The sequence below is a fragment of the Pseudochryseolinea flava genome (assembly GCF_003286915.1).
Taxonomy (GTDB): Bacteria; Bacteroidota; Bacteroidia; order Cytophagales; family Cyclobacteriaceae; genus Ohtaekwangia; species Ohtaekwangia flava.
This window is the reverse complement of record NZ_QMFY01000013.1, coordinates 1-20421: the sequence shown is the minus strand read 5'-3', so window position 1 is coordinate 20421 and position 20421 is coordinate 1. Positions and strand designations below refer to the sequence as shown.

Genomic DNA, 20421 nt, shown 5'->3' with positions numbered 1-20421 from the left:
TGAAGTCAGGAAGTTTTTGTCGTATCATCCGACGTCACGCCGACATTTTCTTATAGCGTTTTCATGTCGATAACAAACCTATAGCGTACATCGCCCTTGAGCATTCGATCGTAAGCATGATGAATATTTTTCATATCAATGAGTTCGATGTCACTTACGATGTTGTGCGCTTCGCAAAAGTCTAGCATCTCTTGCGTTTCTTGAATACCGCCGATAGATGAACCTGCAACACTTCTGCGTGAATCTGTGAGTTTCATTGCCGACACCGGTAATTGATCAGCAGGGAGGCCGACAATAATATGAGTACCATTGATACGAAGCATGGAGAGGTACATATTCAGATCATGGGGAGCGGAAACGGTATCGATGATAAAATCGAAGTGGCGCTTCACACCACGAACCTGTTGTTTGTCGCTGGTGACCACAAAATTATGTGCGCCTAATTTTTTCGCGTCAGCTTCTTTCGACGCTGAAGTGCTGAGCACAGTAACTTCGGCACCAAATGCGACGCCGAATTTAACCGCCATATGGCCAAGTCCACCGAGGCCGAGAACAGCAAGCTTATGTCCTTTGCCAACCTTCCAATGCCGTAGTGGCGAATAGGTCGTAATTCCTGCGCAAAGTAGAGGTGCAACAGCAGCTAATGAAAGCTTATCCGACACCTTCAAAACAAAATCTTCATCTGCAACAATAATGTTCGAATAACCACCGTACGTTGGCGTGCCATCTTTGTATCTACCGTTATATGTCGGCGACGAACCATTCGTGCAATACTGTTCCAGTCCTTCCTTACAATTTTCACACGACCGACAAGAATCAACAAGGCAACCAATCGCAGCAACGTCACCGACTTTAAATTTCTTTACAGCAGCGCCTGCAACGGTTACCCTACCTACAATTTCATGTCCTGGCACCATCGGAAAAATTCCTGGGAACCAATCGTTTTTAATTTGGTGAAGATCAGAATGACAAACGCCACAATACAGGATTTCAATCTGAACATCCTTTGGCCCTGGCGTGCGTCGCTCAAAGTTCCAAGGTGCAAGGTCGGTTGTCGGTGATTGTGCTGCATATCCTTTTGCTTGTATCATATTCATAATTCTTTAAAATAAATTAGACTACTCTGCCCTTATTCCACTTCATGGTTCCGCTGTAATTTCGAGATAAGCTGCAATGTACTTCAATGGCAGACGCTGAACAATCTATGGAATCAGGAAATTCACGAGATTGACAACGCTTCATCAAACCGCGTAGTATTGCCATCGCGGCCTGACTGATGACGGTGTCGATTGGTCACGTATTTTAAAACTTTCTTTGCTTAGGCTACATCTGTTAAAAATGGAACTGAAAAAAATCGTTGTCTCATTACTCGCACTACTTTACATTGTTGATGGCCAATCGCAAAACAGCCTCTCCGGAAAAATCATCGACAAAGCAACGCAAGCTCCGTTGCCCTATGCCACGATTGGCATCGAGAATACTTCGCAAGGAACGACTTCTAACGCTGCAGGCGAATTTACATTACCGACGATTTCAAACGCAAAGGTTCGCATTTCGTACATTGGCTACCGCTCCGTTGTTATTAATGTAAGTGAGTTAAATATACAGCCTGTCATTGAGCTCGAAGCTGAACACATCACGCTAGGAGAAATACTAATCACACCAACTGACCCTGTCGATGTCGTCTATGAAGCACTAAATAAGATACCCGTAAACTATAACTCTACTGCATATCGAATAACAGGCTTTGCGCGGGAGTATGTTACCGCCGACCAGGAGATCGTACAGTGGTTTGAGGCCGTATTCGAACATGATGGAAGCACGTTGATGCCACGCATTTTGAAGTCACAATTTATGGAAGATAAAGCATGGAAAGCTCCGCTGTGGAATTCCTCACGAGGCGGATTCTATACCGTGGGTTGGCGATCAACTAAAGCGTTAGCAAATCCCTCCCGTCGCAATTTCCTAGGGATTGCCCTGAGTAACCATGATCTCAGTCGTTACTACACGTTCGATTGGGAAAACCCCGTTGTGATGGATGGTCGTGACATTTATGTTATCGCTTTTCACCAACGTAAAAATGTAAAACCATCTTTAATAGATGGTACAATATACATTGACGCAACTACATCGGCGATCGTGAAAATAAAATACAACATCAGCGCGTACGGTGCCGGGCACATGAAAGTGAATAGAAATTGGAACTCCGAAGTAGTAAGCAATTCACCGAAAAATATCAACATTAGAGATGAACAACTCGAGATTACCTATAAACGTATCGGAAACAGATGGTATCCAAATCGAATTACAGCACTCAACACCGTCGACGCTTCATTGTCTGTAATGGGTATTACACAAACGACGTTAAAAAATCTCTCGATAAAATCGGAATACATTGTTACGAAGATCGACACCACAATTACTGCGGAGCTTAATTCTAACGTTGAGGCGGTCGGTAAAACACCCACACTTCAGAACTACTTAAAGCAACACCATGAGACGTATCAAATTAACGAAGACTGGAACGATCATCTCGTTTTAAAATCGGACACGCTAGCCTCAGCGATCGCAGCATCACTTTCGATGAAAAACGCGAGATGGGAATTGGGTAAACAGCAAACGTATCTTGAGAAAACGGTACAGAAAAAGTACTCCATCAAAGAACAACATGCTGACCTGAAATACCTCAAAGAAACGCTGGAGAAAGTGCATCCCGACTTATTCACTTACCAAACGCGCCAGGAATTCGAAAAGAATTTCCTAAACGCAATAAAGAACGTTCAAAAAAATAACAGTGAACGATCGTTCTTAAATATAGTGAGTGCGCTCATCGAAAGTATACATTGTGGGCACACCACGAGTATTCCATCAAAGGAGGCAGTAGCGTATCATCAACAATTTGGCAAGTACTTTCCATTGGCAGTCGTCGTCAAAAATGATCGCATTTTCACGACTAGTTCAGCCAGTAACATTAATGAAGCGTCGGAGATCAAAAACATCAATACATTGGACGTAAAAACGATTCTAGCACAACTTCGCGCCGTAACGCCTACCGATGGCGCTTCAAACAAAGATGCCATGATCAGTAAATATTTCGCCACGTTGTATAAAAATCATATTTCAAGCGCCGACACCTTTCACGTTGAATATATTTCACCATTAAATGGCATGCAAAAAGCTCAACTTCCTGGCATCGACTATAGCAGTGATGGACCATCGCGCATTACATCGAAGTGTTACGATAGCATGAGCACTGTTCTCATCACCTTACCAAGCTTTGGAGGAACAAACTTCGTTCGACACATCGATTCAACATTCAATGCAATTCACAAATACAAAATCCAAAATGTGATCATCGACATCAGGAACAACGAAGGCGGATATGATAGCTTGGGCGCGTTATTGTATTCACATCTTACCGACAGCACATTCGACTACTACCACAGAATTTTAGTCAACAAACCAGATACCACATCACTTAATCGTCTTCATTTTAACGGTATCAACTTTACGAAGGCACTTCCTGAGTTTATAAATAGTATCAACGAACATGGAAATTCATATTCCTTTCGACAACATCGAAACCTAAAGAAGCAAACACCAAAACAAAATGCCTTTAAAGGAAAATTGTATGTTCTGATTAATGGTATCACATTTTCAACCGCGGCAGAATTTGCTTCTATTGTGCATGACCACCATCGTGCGCTTTTCATCGGAGAATCGTGTGGTGGCGCGTATAGGGGGAACAATAGTTTGGGAACACCAACACTAACGTTGCCCAATACCGGTATAGAAGTGGAAATTCCCATTGGCCGGTACGAACTCTCGTTGCGAAACAACTCCAGTTTACAGCATCTTGAGCCCGACATTGTTGTCGAACAAAGTCTGGATGGCATTGTAAAAGGAAGTGACGAAGTGCTTGAAAAATGTCTTACTTTGATTAGGCGACGTACGAAGTAGCGTGCGATATAACTGGGAGAATTTGAGTCCTGCATGATCATGGTTATATTCGCGGTCTCAACGTTCACACATGAATCACTTTCCCGTCAGCTCGTCAGTTTTATCATCTTCCGCACTTGCTGCTTTAGTAGGCACGCAATACGCTTTAAAGGATGTGTCTTGTACACTGCTGAAGACTTTTGTTAATGACACGTACATCATTTCAGCTGAAGGAAAACAATTCATCTTTCGCGTATATACCAAGGGTTGGCGATCAGAGCTCGAAATCAGAGAGGAGATCCGAATGATCATGGCGGTTCACCAAGCTAACGTTGGGGTTTCTTACCCAATTATGGATACTTCTGGCGACTACATCCAAAAAATATTTGCACCCGAAGGAGATCGATTTGGCGTGCTGTTCTCTCATGCAGCGGGTGAAAAAAAATTCAACCTATCCAACGACCTGCAACAATCACTTGGTGTACATCTGGCAAAGTTACACCAGGCAACACTCGACATGACAATGCACCGGCCCGAATACGATGGCGTTACAATGCTGGTGTATGCATTTGAAAAAATTCAACCGTACTTAAAAACAAGTGCTGACGACGAAGCATTCATGATCAAAACTAAAGAAACGTTGCTCAGCGAGTTTAAGAAGATCAAAACGGACAACGTTCGAAAAGGTGGAGTTCATTTGGATTTCTGGCCCGACAATCTTCACATCGACAGTGATAACCAGATAACGGTGTTTGATTTCGATTTCTGTGGCAATGGGTTTCAAATAATCGACATTGCCTTCTACTTCGCGTTAATGCAAGGGTTAGCACAAAATGAAGATGACTTCAACAATCAGACGGAGGCATTTTTAAAAGGATACGAAACGGTGACGACATTGACGGATGAAGAAAGACGTATTATTCCGCTACTTGGTGCAGCAACGTGTTTCTATTATATGGGCGTACAAAGTGATCGTTTCTCGACTATATTCTTTAACGAAGAACATCTGAAAAGAATGATCAACGTGCGATTAAAACGCTGGATGAGGTTCCACAAGATGATCTAACCTTTCGTGAACGATACATAGAAGCTTGCTCCTTTGCCTTCCTCGCTCTCACACCAAATCTCTCCGTCCATGGCGCCTACAAATTTCTTTACGATCGACAAGCCTAGTCCGGTAGAAGACTCATTTCCCGTGGGACGTGCACTTAACTTTTGATATTTGCTGAATAATTTTTTCTTATCGTCTTCGGTCAGTCCAGGACCTTCATCTTTGATTTCACAAATAACTCTATCCGCTTCGACGTGCAGGTTCACAAACACGTTTTTGTCCAAAGGTGAAAACTTAATGGCATTCGACACTAGATTTTCCAGGACCTGTTCGACATAGTTTTTATCCACTTTCGCAATAGCAGACTTGTCGATATTTCTCGCAATGTTAATTTTTTTCTTAATAGCTTCATCGATGAATCTATCTGTTACGGCATTGAATACCTGATCAAGGCTAACACGCTCCATTTTTAAGTTCAACTGTTTCGATTCAATTCCGTCGACGTCCAAAATTTTCCCGATCATATCCATCAATCGCGAAGTACTCGTCTCCATAAATCCAAGATACTTTTGCGAATCAGCGTCAATTTTCCCGGTGAGCTTAATTAGCGAGAGCAAGCTTAGTATTTGACTCAGTGGGCTTTTTAAATCATGTGCTACAATACCGATCAAGTTATTCTTTTCCAAGTTGAGATTGATCAGTTCCTCATTGCTCACGCGAAGCTCATTGGTTCGTTCGTCAATCAATCGTTGTAGTTCTAGTCTGCGTGCCTTTTCACGGGCTTTAATACCAACGATCACAAGCGTCATTACGGTAAACAGCGCTGCAAAACAAAGCATATAAAACCAAACCCGCTGCCAAAACGGTTTGGTGATTGTAAAACTGAGGTGCGAGGAATCGCTCCACGAATACGGACCGTTTTTCTTCGCACGTACTTCAAGTGAATAATTGCCGGCGTCAAGATCCGAGAATTTTAACTCCGGATCGTGCGTTGTCATCCACGTTTCATTGGGCAGGAGTCGATATTGAAACGTGACTTCATTCTCGGGGAAAGTAATTGACGATACCTCAAACGACAAGAAGCTGCCATGCGGAATATCTTGATGATCAATTGATACTTTCTTTCCATTCGATAATGTTAAAATGAATTGAGGTCGTGGCGTTTTGGTGAGTTTGTTTAAAGGATGCTCGCTGAACACAATTCCTTTCGCTGTGCCGACCCATACAGTCTGATCTTTGCTCACAAAAAAACCATGATGTGTAATGGTGTTTGAAAGAAGGCCTGAACTTTCGTTGAATAAGTCATTTCCGCCTGTCTTCGTATCGTACAGCAGCATGCCATAGGCATTTGCAGCCAACAGTTTTTTTTCTGGATGCAGGCCTACTGCCTTCACCGGCAAGGTTGAAAATCGTGAACCTAGATCGATGCGTTCTATTTTTTGATGATCGAATGAAAGTAAACCTTCCGATGTCGCTAACCATAACTTGTCTTGTGCTACCACAGCATCTGCGACATTAAAATCGCTTTGCGTTGAAAAAGTTATGGGGATGCTGACATTTTTAAATGTACTATCCTGATAAGATTTAAAAAACAAGTAGCTTGACTTCCCCGCCGAAACAATGTAGACACCTTCTCGCCCCGAGCAGATAGCGTTGATCACGCCTTCATTTCCCAAGGGGACATCGAAATATTTTAGTTGTCTTTTCGCGTCGATCATGCATGCTCGCGGACTCCCAGGAATGGCAAGCCAAATATTCCCGGCGTTGTCTTTGTTTAGCGACGTCACAAATCTTCCATTCTTGCTGAAATCAAATTCATGCTGTATTCGGCCTTGAGAAAAAAGAAAAACGCGAAACGCATTGGCTACCCAAAGGCCGTCTTTCGTAAACAAGAGCGACTGAAAGTATCCCGTAGGTAAATGTAACACAACTTCATTTTTTCGTGTGGCACGATGAAAGGCGTATAGTGTAGTACTGGTTGCATAATAAATAATACCAGCATCAGGATCTTCTGTGATGGATTCAATAAAATCTGCTACACCATCATCAGCTTGTTGAAATAAATCTTCTCGCATCATGATCAACCCTTCGTTACTGGAGGCCCAAATATCATTTTCACGACTGATGTACACATGATTGATATTATTGATGATATGTGGCAGTTGTTTAACCTCGCCTCGCGACAAATCGGTAATGAAATGCCGATTACCACGTGTGGCGATCAACAACTTGTTAGGAGACAACCACGCCATAAAAGACACTTGTGGAACCGCGTAGTACTGCTGCGGGTTTGTAAAATCACCGTCAGCATTTAAGCCTGCGGTAAATACACCGTTACTGGCACCAATCAATAGCATTGTATCCCTTACCGAAACATACTCAACACCTTCTGGTAACTTTAGAGTTATGGGTTCGAATTTATCAGCGGCATGATTGTAGCGAAATACAGTACCTTGAAATGACACCGCATGCAAGCGATGTTTTCGATCTTCGAAGAAAGAGAATGATCTTAAGAATTGAGGTGATCGATGTTCTAGCGTAAACTCGTAACGCTTCAAAGATTTCTGATGAAGTCGTACTACCGCCTGCGACTCACTCACCCAAATATTTCCCTGGAGATCTTCATACAGTAATTTAGGATACGATAGTGCTGAATCACTTGCAACCCGCGAGACAGGGCAGATCTTTTTGAAAAGGACCGTATCACCGTAATTTTTAATTTCAATTAAATCGAGGTCGCCAAAGGCAAATAATTTTCCACTGCGTGTTGTAAAAAAACCTTTGACAAAGTTGCTATGTGTTGCTTCACGATAGCTGGTAAACTTCACGCCGTCGTACTTTACCAATCCTTCGTCTGTAGCGTTCCAAAAATACCCCAATGAATCTTGCACGCATGCCTTCACAATATCACTAGGCAATCCTTTCTCTACACGATATTGTTTAAAATAGTATTCCTGAGCCTGAACGCTGAAGTGCAGTAATGTGAATAAAATGAAGATACTTCTCATCTGGAGAGGGAAAGGGCTCGAACTGAAGTTAACGCTTTTTGGATCTTTTTGCAACTAACACTTTCACCGGTCAGTCACCAATGCAAACTCAAACTAAATATATCCCCACATATCGCGGGGATATATTTAGTACAACTGACCCATAACAAAATACGCTACTTCTTTACAAAGCGGGTTGTCGTGCTTTTGTATTTTTTCGATACGATATGGATCGTGTATAAACCAGGGTGAAGCGCAGAAACATCAATCGTTTTCGCATCAATGGCATCGAAGGCAACGCCGTTACCTGACATATCGGTAATCGAAATTTTATCTTCCCACAGGTTTGCTGAAGTCAACTGAAGTGTACTCGTTGTTGGATTGGGATGCACTTCAGCGACTTGGTTTGATGACCAAGTACATTCATAAAAGCAAGCACTCATCGACCCGCTCGTAGCGTTACACGGTCCAGACGGATCGTTGGAAGTAAAGATCAAATCGACGCAGCCACTGAGTCCATCCTCCACGCTTGGATAGTAGACGTCGGATCGTCAAAAGTTCCGGAACCAGTGGTTTTCCAAGTTCCGCTTGATGCATGGCCGTACAAATACACAGTCGCGTAAACAGGATCTGTTACACATGCATACACGCTTGGTTCTGGAAATTCAAGTCTTGGTCTTGCTTGCAACCACACCACAACGGTATCGGTATACGTCGGACAAGAATAATTATCGACGGTAGCATAAAGTTCTATGAATGCCATGTTAACATCACTGCCATCATAGTAGTACGTGGCGTTTGCAATGTTCGGATCGTCGAAACCACCTGCACCGTTGGTTGTCCAAGTAATGTCTCCCCCATTGTTGCCTATCAAAGCATTCAAAGTAATTTCTCCTCCCCAGGTATTACCGCATACAATAATGTCATCACCAACGTCAACTGCTGGTCCAAAGAAGTTAATCGTAAATGAATCGTTACGTCCTGGACAAGGGCCGTGCGGATCATTCGTTCTTCCAATGATGGTAGCATAGCCTCCCATCAGATCCAGCTGCGAGGGTATGTAATACGTTTCGCGTCCGGGGTTTTCTGAGAATGTTCCAGTGCCATTTGTAGTCCAATAAACTGTTGTCGCCGTTCCACTAATGTTTCCATCGATAAATACAGGTTGATCACCGCAGACATAAGGATCTTCATCGGGTAAATCTATGCGTGCTGGGTCATTCAATTTCAACAACATGGAATCAGCAATCGATGGACATACACCTGTTGAATCGTGAAGGGTGATGGTCAACCACACGCGGCCCGAACCCGTGTCGCTCCGTGAAGCATCGTAGGTGGTGTTTAATGCATTCTCATCATAAAAAAATCCCGAACCGCTTGTTGTCCATAGTGTATAGTAGTGCGTTCCGATAGCGTTTGCAAACACGTCGTAGGTAACACCCGAATCAAATCCACAGATTGTATCAGCGCTAAGCACAACGTCGATCTTGTTGCTACACTGCGCGATCGTAAGCAAGAGCGTACTTCGCATGTTCGGGTTGCGCCGATTGTGAATGGTTAATTTCACCTGACCATTTTTAATATCAGCTTTACTCGGTACATAATCTGAGATTGCCGAATAACGCTGCGTAAATTTTCCGGTGCCTGATGTATTCCAAATCACATAAGGAACATTAATAACTACAGCTTCAAGATGGGCCACATCGCCAGATCGAATTGTTTGATCTGGTCCGGCGTATACACTTTGCTTGATTTGCGCAAGCGCAGGAAGGGAAAGAACAACAAATGTTGTAACGGATAAAAGTCTTTTCATAAAAGAGGGTTTGCTGCGAAGATAAGCTTTCTACTTAAGCTTAAAGCTTAAAGCAGAAAGCTTAAAGTAGAAAGCTTTAGCACCGTTTCTATCTCCTTTCGGCTCTACGCTTTCTCCTTTAAGCTATCAGTGTCCGGAGAAAGTATTTTCATAGCGGCCCAAAGAACCGGATCGCACTTATTCCCCGGACACTAGTACCTTTCAGGTTTAAGCTTTCTCCTTCTGCTTTAAGCTTTCTGCGTCGCGAAAAGCGCCGTCTTCGACTTTCCAATCGTAACTAAGCCGCTGCCATCGTGTTGTACTTGTTTCGGTATTCTAGTGGTGAGAGGCCTGTGATTTTTTTGAAGGTGGTACGGAAGGCTTTTGTGTCGGTGTAGCCTACCTTATACATTACTTCGTTCACATTTTCACGTGAAGTTTCTAAGCTCATCTTGGCGGCTTCGATCTTCACACGCTGAATATATTCGACCACTGTGTTGGATGTTGCTTTCTTGAATCGGCGTTCGAGATTTCTACGGCCGAGTGCAAACATATTGGCGAGTTGGTCTACCGTAATTTTTTCTTGATAGTTCTTCTCAATAAATTCTTGTGCATCACGAATCTGATCGTCTTCGTGTTCTTTTTGACCTTTGAACATCATGAATGCCGATTGATTGTTGCGATCAATTTCAATAGCAAAAACTTTTGCCGCCATAATCGCCGACTCACGGCCAGCATACTTTTCAATAATGTACAACACGAGATTTAAATAGGAGTAAGCACCGCCACTCGTGTAAATGCCACGCTCATCGGTAATAACTTTTTCAGCCAGCAAATCTACATCCGGAAACATCGCCCGAAACTCATTTGCAGCTAGCCAGTGCGTTGCGGCCTTTCTACCATCTAACAAACCTGTGGAGGCCAGTAAAAAAGCACCTAGACACAAACTTGCTACCTCTGCACCGCGCTTATATTGTTTGGCGATCCACGGTATAAAATCCTTATTGATTTCCAGCGCTTGCTTGATCTCACCGTCCACCGCGGGTATGATAATCAAATCGGTTTCTGTTACAGCATCCAACAACAAATCACAATGCGCTGTAAATAAACCACCACTCAGCGGCGTCTCTTTGACAATACCAACCAATTGAATATTAAACATCGGTTCCTGTCCGCGCATCTTACAAAAATTGTTGATCTGCTGGAGGACTTGACGAGGTCCTTCGATGCTACCAAGAATAGCACCTTTTGGAACGAGTATTGAAATGTGTTTCATAAAACGAATTAATTTAACTGGTGGTGACTAATACAACTGATACCCCAAAGTTGTACAATTCATTTGTCGCGATCAACCCCCCGGAATGGCGTATTTACCCCCTGTCGAATATTTTCCATTCCCGTAGGTTTGTTTCTCAGATCATGTTATGGAAAAGATCACCGTTCAAACACCAATTCAATTAGTTGCTAAACAGGTAAAAACATTCCCGGCAGGTATCGGCGAAACGTTTGATCATTTGGCCAATGTATTACCGCATAGTATGTCGCGTGCGTACTATGGTATCAGTTGGATGGAAGGCGAAGACATCATTTATTATGCGGCCGCGCAACAACAACACAGCGAAGAAATTGATCAATTCGCGCTCGAGCCATGGACGATCGAATCCGGTGACTATCTTTCCATCACGGTACTAAACTGGCGCTCGAAGACAGATTCGATTAAAGATGTATTCCATGATTTAATGCAAGACAAACGCATCGACGATACAAAACCGTGCGTAGAGTGGTATGTGAGTGATTACAAAATGTTGTGTATGATAAAACTACGTGATCAATAATTGAAAGGCTATGGTAGAAGTTTTTAAAACAAATGTGCGTTACGCTGACGATGCTATAAAACTGATCACCGAGCTCCATCGCTTATTTGATCATTATCATGCGAATTTCGACCTCAGTGATTGTGATCGAATTTTGCGCGTTCAATGTGTGCACCATACCATCGATGCAGATGCTATCATCGCCTTGATTCAACAACGTGGCTTCCATGCTGAGGTGCTGGAAGATATTGTTATCCACGAAAATTCTTGACCATCAAAATTGTTCCTTGAACAACCTTGAATCTAATTCTTTCATTCTAAAGAACGTTAACCACAAACAAAGTCGCATTAAGCCTCTTGTTCTGTCGGAATCACAACCTGTTACGGATACAAGACTTCGTTAACTTTGTATCATCAAACAATTGACAAACACCTAAATACCAATACATGACAATCCTCATCATCATCCTTTTCATACTCGGTGGATTCATTGCGTTTATCTTGATCGTTGCTCTATTTGTGGACCGACACTACACCATCACCGAAGAGGTAATCATTCAAAAGCCGAATGACGCTGTTTTTGATTTTGTGAAACAGATGCGAAATCAAAATCAATATAACAAATGGGTTATGTTAGACCCTAACGTAAGACTTGAGTATATTGGTGCGGATGGTACCGAAGGGTTTATTTGCAAATGGGAAAGCGATCTTAAACAAGCCGGTAAGGGGCAACAAACAATCAAGCGCGTAATTCCTGGAAGCCAAGTAGACTATGACATTCAATTCATTGAACCTTTTGAGGGCATTGCGGCGGCATTTTTAAAAACGAACGAAGTGGGTACTGACACTACAAACGTAAAATGGAGCTTTAGTAGCAGCATGAAGTATCCTATGAATATTATGATTCCTATTTTTGGGATGAAAGAAATGTTACGAAAGGATCTTGCCCTCAGCTTGAACAACCTGAAAACGATTCTAGAAAAATAATCGACAAACAAATACAACGACATGGCTACACTAAGCACCTACCTCAATTTCGATGGCACTGCAGAAGCTGCATTCAATTTTTACAAATCGGTCTTTGGGGGAGAATTTCAAACCCTGCAATACATCAAGGACATGCCTGGTGGTGGCAGCAACTTTACCGAAGCCGAACGCAGCCGCGTCATGCACGTATCTCTTCCAATTGGTGGCGACAGCATACTGATGGCGTCAGACATTTTACCTTCTGTGGGACATCGGTTAACTGTTGGGAACAACACACACATTAACATTACGCCCAAAGATGAATCAGAAGCAAAAAGATTGTTCGATGCGCTCTCCAACGGTGGACAAATTACGATGCCTTTAGAAAAAATGTTCTGGGGTTCGTTGTTCGGAACGTGTACCGATAAGTTTGGTATTCAATGGATGATAAATCTTCCTTTGTAAGTTGGTGAGGCCATAGCCGACACTTACCCATCGCACAAAAATATGGCAGGCTGTTTCAATCGAATATTGGGACAGCCTTCTTTAAGTACGAAGCTATGCGATGGAGAGTACTTCGTTTATATTCTCCAATTCTTCATTGGAGAATTTTGTATTCACCAAACATTGCAACGAATCCGTGAGCTGCTCTGGTCGACTCGCGCCAATCAAAACAGAAGTGACGCGCGAATCTTTCAACACCCAGGCAAGGGCCATGTGCGCAAGCCTTTGGCCGCGTTGATGTGCAATGTCATTCAACTTTTGTATTTGCGTAAGGCGCTCAGGTGTAATGTGACTTTCTTTCAAAAATGCGTTTCGGGCGGCACGGGAATCTGTTGGTATACCATGGAGATATTTATCCGTAAGCATGCCTTGTGCTAATGGCGAAAATGGAATGCATCCTACGCCCTCATTACCAAGTAAATCGAGTAGTCCGTTCTCCACCCAACGCTCGAACATCGAGTACTTCGGTTGGTGGATCAAACAAGGTGTTCCTAGCTCCCGCAAGATTTTAATGGCCTTCGCTGCATCATCAGGACGATAATTTGATATCCCTACATACAAGGCTTTTCCTTGACGTACAATCAAATCCAAGGCGCCCATCGTTTCTTCGAGTGGCGTTTCTGGATCGGGGCGATGGTGGTAGAAGATATCGACATAATCAAGTTGCATGCGCTTGAGGCTTTGATCCAAACTCGAGATCAAATATTTCTTCGAACCCCAATCACCGTACGGGCCATCCCACATGGTATAGCCAGCCTTTGTTGATATGATGATTTCATCGCGATATGATCCGAAGTCTTTTTCAAGAATGTTTCCAAAATTCTCTTCTGCACTTCCTGGCGGTGGACCATAATTGTTGGCGAGGTCGAAGTGTGTAATCCCTGAATCGAAGGCGAGCTTGAGAATGTTCCTACTATTTTCCATCTGATCGACGTGACCGAAGTTATGCCACAAGCCAAGCGATACGGCAGAAAGTTGAAGTCCACTTTTTCCACAGCGATTGTATTTCATGGATTGATAACGTGATGAAACAGGAATGTAGCTCATGCGTGCTTTTTTAAGGAGGCGTAAGTTACGAAATGCAGCTGTTTCACAAAGGCTCACAGCGTCCGGAAGTGAAAGACCGAAAGTCAGAAAGCTTGACTGCCGTAGCGAAGCGAAGGCATGGACCAGAAGAGATTACACCATGAAAAATAAAAGCCCGGTTGAGATAACCGGGCTTTCGCACTACGAGGTGCGGCCATTACTTTCCGCTTTAAGCTTTTTGCTTTCCGCTTATTTCACTTCGAATTGCGCTGCAATTTGTGATCTAAGCTTGATCTTCTTGAATGGCGTTTCACTTTGCTGATCTACTACGCCACCAGCGTCACCATCGTAACTTTCTGCTTTATACATCACGTTTGCAGTATACATTGGTTGCACCGGTTCCTCCCATTCTCTTACCATAAGCGTTTTACCAATTTCGCCGCCGATTGCCGTAAGTAGTGTAGTAGCTTTTGCTTTCGCTGCCTGAAGCGCTTTAACTTTAAGATCAAGTTTTAGCTTTTCAATTTCCGTGTGCGTCACTTTAACGATGTTCACGAGATCTACTTTCACCGGCTCAAGTTTCTCCAAGAACTTTTCTAACTCAGCGCCGCTGGAAAGTTTCAAGTTGTAAGACTTCACACGGAAAGCCTCTTTATCTTTTCTTCCAAACTTTCCGATGTTTGATCCTGCATCAGCCAGCTCAAGACGTTTTTTATCGATACCAGCATTCTTCAATGCGGCAAGAAAGTCCTGGTCTAGTTTCTCCAACGAAGTCTTCTGACGATTCTCTTCAAATTCGCGAAGTCTGATCAAAACGGTGATCTCATTTGGATCAATCTCTTGTTCTGCCGTGCCTGTAACTTCTATAAAGTGCTCACCCTTAAATCCTTCTTGTGCAAAAACTGCTGTCGCCACAAACATCAAAACCATCATCAATTTAAATCGCATATACATTTCTGTTTATAATTTCAGTCATAGACACAAAAGTCTTGCCTGAAGTGGGAAGTATGAAAAAATATTTCTCCACAAATTATCGGCTGCAAATGCAACCTTCTGAAAAAGAGCGAGACAGCCATTCGACTGTCCCGCTACCTTATGATGTTGACAATTCCATTTTATTCGACTACAATTCTCCTGATTGTTTTCGAAGCACCTTTTTTGATTTGAACATAATATATTCCAGGCTTCAAGTTCTTGTCCAATTCAAGTTCCGTTTCCGTGTCTTTAACGGTGCGCTGTGTTACCATCTTCCCTTCTGAATTCGTGATCGTTACCAGTGCCATATTTTCTTGGCCATTAATCATCACATTAATTTTTCCATCACGTACAGGATTTGGATAAACATCAACAAGCTTCTCGTTTATATTGTCTTCTGTTGACATCTCAGTTCTTTCACGTGCCGTTCCGACAACGGTATATGTAAACGCCTCCCATCCACTAATCGCAGCACTATTGCACTTCATCGAACTTGCGCCATTGCTGGACGTGACGTACTGACCATTGTTTCCACGAAGTGAAATCTTCCCATCTGCATTGACAATCCAATCGAAGTGTTCCCATGAACCACTACCTCCTATAGTCGCGCGATTGCAAGTCATCCCTGATGTTGCACCATTTTCAGATGACACAAATTTGCCCATACTTCTCAAGCCGATCTTGCCATTACCAGCATCGACCACGGCAAATTGTTCCCACGTTCCTGCTGTAGCCCGATTACACATCATGGCTGTTGTTCCGTTTTCTCCCGATACAAACATGTTGTTGTTTCCACGCAGGGTGATCACGCTACCAATAGGGGCACCGTTGCCACCGCCGCCACCATTGCCGCTCCACTTGAACGTGACCACACTACTTCCTTGCAACGTGTAGGTAAATGATGAATTATTCCAAACCACACGAAAGGTTATCGAGCCACCGCTGTTGTTCAATACTTCAACTACTTTCGATCCGTCGGAATTTTTAAAAGCTGTGGTATGAAGGTTACCATGATTACTCGAAGCACCGATACGAACTGCATTCGGTTTCACAAACTTCGAAAAGTGCGCGAGGATATAGTAGCCAACGTTGCGGGTCACCGAACTTCCATTGATGGTTACGCCGCCCTTACAATCTGTACATCCACCAGATGTGTGGGGTCCATAGTTTTGATCATTGGCAAGATTCCATTCTAGTGCAGTGCGCGACCAATTATTGGCGGAGCCGATCGTCACGTTTTGCGTATGCCATACCAAGTCGCCCGAGAAACTACCATTGGCACCCGTGTATTGCTCGGTGAAGTAGACATTTTTGTTCGTGGCATTTTTTACGGTAGTCATTGCAGAAATATTTCCGCCGTATAAGTGGAACGCTGAGCCGTCAACGTAGGCGCTATTGTTTGCTACATAGATCGGGTGTTCTGTATTGTCGCAGTTATGATCGTAGCAGATGATCTTACAATTAAATCTGGCACCACGAAGCTTGGGTCCAATGTAACTGTTAATCAAGCCAAGTTCATTCTCTTTGGTGAGTGTCATACTTGGATTGTTGTGCCCATTCAATGGTTCGTTTTGAGGTGTTACTGCCCAGATGTTGATGCCTTGTGCTTTCATGGCATTCATGTAGTCAAGCCAGTACTGGCCATAGCTTTCATAATTTTCCGCTTTCAAAGTTCCGCCGACAAACGATCCACTGGTTTTCATCCACATGGGCGCCGACCATGGTGTCGCTAACACTTTTATATTCGGATTGATCGCGATGATTTTCTTTAGAATCGGAATGGTGTACGTGAGATCGGGCCCCGACAAACTAAACGATGCTCCATCGCGATAAGAATAAGCATAGTCGCTCAAATCTGTTGCACCGATACCGATGCGAATAACGGAAATGCCGATACCACTTGAGGTGTTGAACAATTCATTCAACAAGTTGCTCTGCGCACTTGCTGACATGTTGGTAATCACTTTCGCACTGCCTTGCGTTAAGGTAAAGCCGTATCCATCGATCGTTTGAAAGGTTGATCCTTCGTTGATGTTAATGGTGGTCGATGACCCTGAATTAGCACCGAAAGTGAGCGAGCCTTGCTGGGCTAACTGTGCACTTTGACTACCAGTGGTAAGCCAGACTTCTGAAGTCTGCGCCTGGGATGTGAAGGCAAGCAGCATGAGCGCCGCCAACATCCAGAATCTGCGGATTCGTGACATAAGGTTTATTTGGTTTGGTTGTTTTAAAAAGTCGCTGGCCAGCATTTGCCCTGGTCAACGGACTTACAATCCGAACATAAGTCATCACCGCGCGTGTCGATAAAATTCGATATAAAAAATGCAGGAGAAATTGTCGTGAATACCTTCAAAAAAGGGCGTTTATAACGCTTCAACAACAGCGAAAAATCTGGTTTAGTGATTGATTTTAAAGGTTTTTAAGTTTGTCATCACGGATTTATCGCAATCGAAATTAAAAGGCGTTAAAACGATTGCGATACCTTATAAATGCGGTCTAAACCGGAATGTCTTCCACTTTGAAGATGATGTTCTCCCAGTGCGCTGCCTGGCCTTTGTCGAGGTGATGTTTGCGGATGATTTTATTCACTTTGTCCTTGAATGCCCAGCAAGTATTCCGGCGCAAGTCGAGCGTTTCAGAAATCTCGTCGATGGTCAAATCGTCGCGTTCGGTGATCACCAAGTGAAGGATGTAGAAAGCTTTCTCTAATGGAAACTTTACACCCCGAAAAATTGTGTAAGCAGTAGGACTTTCAACATAGCCGCAACGTGAGCAACGTCGGTCAAAACCATTTTTGGCGAGATGGAATTTATCGTGTTGACACTTGCGGCAGCTGTAGCCGTTCTCCCACTTTTGTTGTTCTAAGTAACGCAAGCAAGTAAGCTCTTCTGGGAAAATCTCTTTGAACTTATCATAGTCCATGTTTTTACTTCCTGCGCGTGCCAGCATTTCGTCGTGAATCGTTCGTTTCAATTTGTAGTTATCCAAATCTAACAACGCATTCATCTTTGTAATTTCATCGGCCTGCTCACGAAGCTTTTCATTCGCCATTTCGATGATCAACTTTTGATCCGATATCTCCTTCGTTCTTTTACTGACTTCGTGCTCGAGCTCACGGTTCACTTTGTCTTTCAGAAGTTGGTTAACTTCGTGTTGTTTGATGATCCTTCTTAACGCACGGTCTTTACTGTCTTTGATGATTCTCACCTTATCGCCCAGCGCAAAGGATAGCAGCCACATCTCGAACCAAAACCCAATGGAGATACTGTAGTGCGTTACAATTGACCCTGCTATGAAATCGATGTCAAGATTGATCAATACTTTCACACAAAATGCGAGGAACAACAGGCCGTATGCCAGGGCAAAAAATCGTGCGGATTTGTTGCCTTTTAAGTAGCTGTACAGTCCACAATAGAATGCAGCGGCTACGGGAATAAATTCAATCCACCGAAATTCAAACAGCGCCGGTAAAAATGTGATGGCGAGAACAAAGACAATCGACCTCACCACAATAATCGCGTTCAATAATAAGTCAAGCTTTGGATGTCGTGCGCGCGTATGCAGGAACATCTTGGTGAAAACAAGGCCAGAGAGCACCAATAAAAACAAGGCAATGGCGTGCGCGGTGTCATTCCATTGTGGAAACTCTGGCCAGAGATATTGAAAGGCAATTCCATCGGCCGTCATCGTAAAGATGCCTACACTTAACACGTACACGATATACACAATGTATGAACGTTCCCGGATCGCGAAGAACATCAGTAAGTTGTAGATGGCAACAACGAGAATCATCCCGTAAAAAAGACCATATACAAAATATTCATTGAGTGCATAATAGATAAAACGGTCGTAGGAACGGAGTACGACAATAAAGTTTACACGGCTTTTCGACTGAAATCGGAAGAAATAATTCCGTACAACGGTATCGCTATGCGAAATCTCAATTTCGAAATTCTTATGCATGAAGCGACGCTGATCAAAAGGACGAGCATCACCCATTTCAATTTGCTGGTATGCACCCGTTGCTAGCGGCACGTAGGCATCTACTTCGTCGATGGTCTGATCGAAGATCTCCAGCAGCCATTTCTTTTTACTCTTCGGGTTTCCTTGCACCTTGATGCAAACCCAATAGGTTGATTTGAGATTCGAATTATGAGGTGCATACAATTGGTTGGGTTTGAATTGATGTCTGGCATATTGTCCAAGTACATCCTCGAACTTGAAAGATCCATCGGCGTCTTCTATGTACGCGAGATCATCTACTGTGAAAATGTATTGATCTAAATTATCATCAATAGCAATGACTTCCTGCGCGAACGAAGCGTGGAAAAAGAAAAATAGGCAGATTGCCAGTACACTGGTGCGGCGTCTGGATCTCATTGGTTATTAGGTGGTACCGAAAATAGAAATATTCCGGCAAATACTTTGGTATCGAAAACATTAAACTGACTATAAGACACTATCTGATTATAAAATCCGCATGACTTATCAACTCGTGTTTCAAATAATTTTCCATGGGGTAGAGATGTATTTGGATTCCCTCTCTCCGAGCCAGTTTCATTGGTGAAATGAAATCAGAATCACCTGTCACTAAAACAATCTTATCAACCGTCTTCTTCCCGGCCATCCCTGCTATATCCAAACCTATTTTCATATCAACACCTTTTTGCCTAAAATCCGGGAAGGGCTTAGCCTTCTTATTATCGGCATGGATTTTCCATCCACTAAAGGACAAATCGCCCAATCTAAGAGCAAACTGTTCGACAGTTTCAAGACTCTTCAGAAAGGCAGTTTGCTTTATGAATGTTTCACTCTTAGAAAAATCAATTTTACTACCATTTGGATGCTTTAGTTCCTTTCCAAAAGGTTCACAGTCATAATAAAACGTTCGCATTAACACGTCCGGGTGAAGTGTAGCACATGGATTTTTTCTAGAAATTAAATCCATGATTTTTGCGATCAATTCTTCGACGTCTTTTTTTGTAGGATGAACCGCATTCAATTTTCTGAATCGTTGGATAAAGAATCCACCATCAATCAGGATGGCTACTTTGTTTAATCCCATGTAGGCATTTTTAAAATATTGCAGCTAACGGTCTACGTAATATCGCATTATTTTTTTTGTTTTTTTTATTACATGCTTTCACTATTTGGTGAGAACATGCGTTTATTTGAATAATCCGAATGCCAGTAGGCTGGCACAAACAGAATCCGAATGCCGATAGGTCGGCACAAACATTAAGAGGCCGTCTCAAAAGTCATGAGGCGGCTTTTTTTGTTTTTTTTGGGTTAATCTAGTTTGAAAAATGTAGGCGCGTGAAATCTTCGTCACTCATGCGGTCGCTTTTGCAAGATTGTGCGCTATGG

The 20421-nt window shown here is 43.0% G+C and carries 16 protein-coding genes; 6 read left to right on the top strand and 10 right to left on the bottom strand.

What is annotated here, in order from left to right:
* Nucleotides 1–50: 50 nt before the first annotated feature.
* A complete protein-coding gene (locus DQQ10_RS20615; protein WP_112748947.1) occupies nucleotides 51–1091 on the bottom strand; it encodes an NAD(P)-dependent alcohol dehydrogenase in 1041 nt (346 codons plus the stop codon).
* A gap of 247 nt (nucleotides 1092–1338) precedes the next feature.
* Here DQQ10_RS20615 and DQQ10_RS20610 point away from each other — a divergent pair, with 247 nt between their 5' ends.
* Nucleotides 1339–3960 carry a S41 family peptidase gene (locus tag DQQ10_RS20610; protein WP_112748817.1) on the top strand — a complete coding sequence of 874 codons (2622 nt, stop codon included), beginning with the start codon at nucleotides 1339–1341 and terminating at the stop codon, nucleotides 3958–3960.
* A 70-nt stretch (nucleotides 3961–4030) separates the two neighbouring features.
* A complete protein-coding gene (locus DQQ10_RS20605; RefSeq protein ID WP_112748816.1) occupies nucleotides 4031–5005 on the top strand; it encodes a phosphotransferase in 975 nt (324 codons plus the stop codon).
* Here the strand turns inward: DQQ10_RS20605 and DQQ10_RS20600 are convergent.
* From DQQ10_RS20600 to DQQ10_RS20585, 4 genes are all read right to left on the bottom strand, one after another.
* Nucleotides 5002–7998 carry a sensor histidine kinase gene (locus DQQ10_RS20600; protein WP_112748815.1) on the bottom strand — a complete coding sequence of 999 codons (2997 nt, stop codon included), beginning with the start codon at nucleotides 7996–7998 and terminating at the stop codon, nucleotides 5002–5004. The two genes, DQQ10_RS20605 and DQQ10_RS20600, sit on opposite strands and share 4 nt — an antisense overlap.
* 155 nt (nucleotides 7999–8153) lie before the next feature.
* Entirely contained in the window at nucleotides 8154–8420 is a 267-nt protein-coding gene (locus tag DQQ10_RS20595) for a T9SS type A sorting domain-containing protein (protein WP_133259710.1), read from the bottom strand.
* Nucleotides 8421–8470: 50 nt separating this feature from the next.
* The gene (locus DQQ10_RS20590; protein WP_112748813.1) at nucleotides 8471–9790 is read right to left on the bottom strand and encodes a hypothetical protein; all 1320 of its coding nucleotides are present in this window, start codon (nucleotides 9788–9790) and stop codon (nucleotides 8471–8473) included.
* A gap of 277 nt (nucleotides 9791–10067) precedes the next feature.
* Nucleotides 10068–11045, bottom strand: coding sequence for a GlxA family transcriptional regulator (locus DQQ10_RS20585; protein ID WP_112748812.1), 978 nt, complete (start codon nucleotides 11043–11045; stop codon nucleotides 10068–10070).
* Between the two features lie 148 nt (nucleotides 11046–11193).
* Here DQQ10_RS20585 and DQQ10_RS20580 point away from each other — a divergent pair, with 148 nt between their 5' ends.
* The 4 genes from DQQ10_RS20580 to DQQ10_RS20565 all read left to right on the top strand — a co-directional run bounded on the left by DQQ10_RS20580 (nucleotide 11194) and on the right by DQQ10_RS20565 (nucleotide 13014).
* On the top strand, nucleotides 11194–11604 hold the full coding sequence (locus DQQ10_RS20580) for a hypothetical protein (protein ID WP_112748811.1): 411 nt from the start codon (nucleotides 11194–11196) through the stop codon (nucleotides 11602–11604).
* Nucleotides 11605–11614: 10 nt separating this feature from the next.
* Nucleotides 11615–11854: a hypothetical protein gene (locus tag DQQ10_RS20575; protein ID WP_112748810.1), complete on the top strand. Its 240-nt coding sequence runs from the start codon at nucleotides 11615–11617 to the stop codon at nucleotides 11852–11854.
* 176 nt (nucleotides 11855–12030) lie between these two features.
* Nucleotides 12031–12570 (top strand): SRPBCC family protein, encoded by a 540-nt coding sequence (locus tag DQQ10_RS20570; RefSeq protein WP_112748809.1) that lies wholly within the window; start codon nucleotides 12031–12033, stop codon nucleotides 12568–12570.
* A 21-nt stretch (nucleotides 12571–12591) separates the two neighbouring features.
* Nucleotides 12592–13014: a VOC family protein gene (locus DQQ10_RS20565; RefSeq protein ID WP_112748808.1), complete on the top strand. Its 423-nt coding sequence runs from the start codon at nucleotides 12592–12594 to the stop codon at nucleotides 13012–13014.
* 93 nt (nucleotides 13015–13107) lie between these two features.
* Here DQQ10_RS20565 and mgrA read toward each other — a convergent pair whose 3' ends face one another.
* From mgrA to DQQ10_RS20540, 5 genes are all read right to left on the bottom strand, one after another.
* Nucleotides 13108–14100, bottom strand: coding sequence for an L-glyceraldehyde 3-phosphate reductase (gene mgrA, locus DQQ10_RS20560; protein WP_112748807.1), 993 nt, complete (start codon nucleotides 14098–14100; stop codon nucleotides 13108–13110).
* A gap of 228 nt (nucleotides 14101–14328) precedes the next feature.
* Complete coding sequence (locus DQQ10_RS20555; RefSeq protein ID WP_165824036.1) at nucleotides 14329–15027, bottom strand: SIMPL domain-containing protein; 699 nt, start codon at nucleotides 15025–15027, stop codon at nucleotides 14329–14331.
* A gap of 167 nt (nucleotides 15028–15194) precedes the next feature.
* Nucleotides 15195–17258, bottom strand: a complete 2064-nt coding sequence (locus tag DQQ10_RS20550; RefSeq protein WP_221409763.1) for a glycoside hydrolase family 30 beta sandwich domain-containing protein — start codon at nucleotides 17256–17258, stop codon at nucleotides 15195–15197.
* Between the two features lie 292 nt (nucleotides 17259–17550).
* Nucleotides 17551–19434: a 7TM diverse intracellular signaling domain-containing protein gene (locus DQQ10_RS20545; protein ID WP_112748805.1), complete on the bottom strand. Its 1884-nt coding sequence runs from the start codon at nucleotides 19432–19434 to the stop codon at nucleotides 17551–17553.
* A gap of 79 nt (nucleotides 19435–19513) precedes the next feature.
* Nucleotides 19514–20119, bottom strand: coding sequence for an NYN domain-containing protein (locus DQQ10_RS20540; protein ID WP_112748804.1), 606 nt, complete (start codon nucleotides 20117–20119; stop codon nucleotides 19514–19516).
* Between the last annotated feature and the right edge of the window lie 302 nt (nucleotides 20120–20421).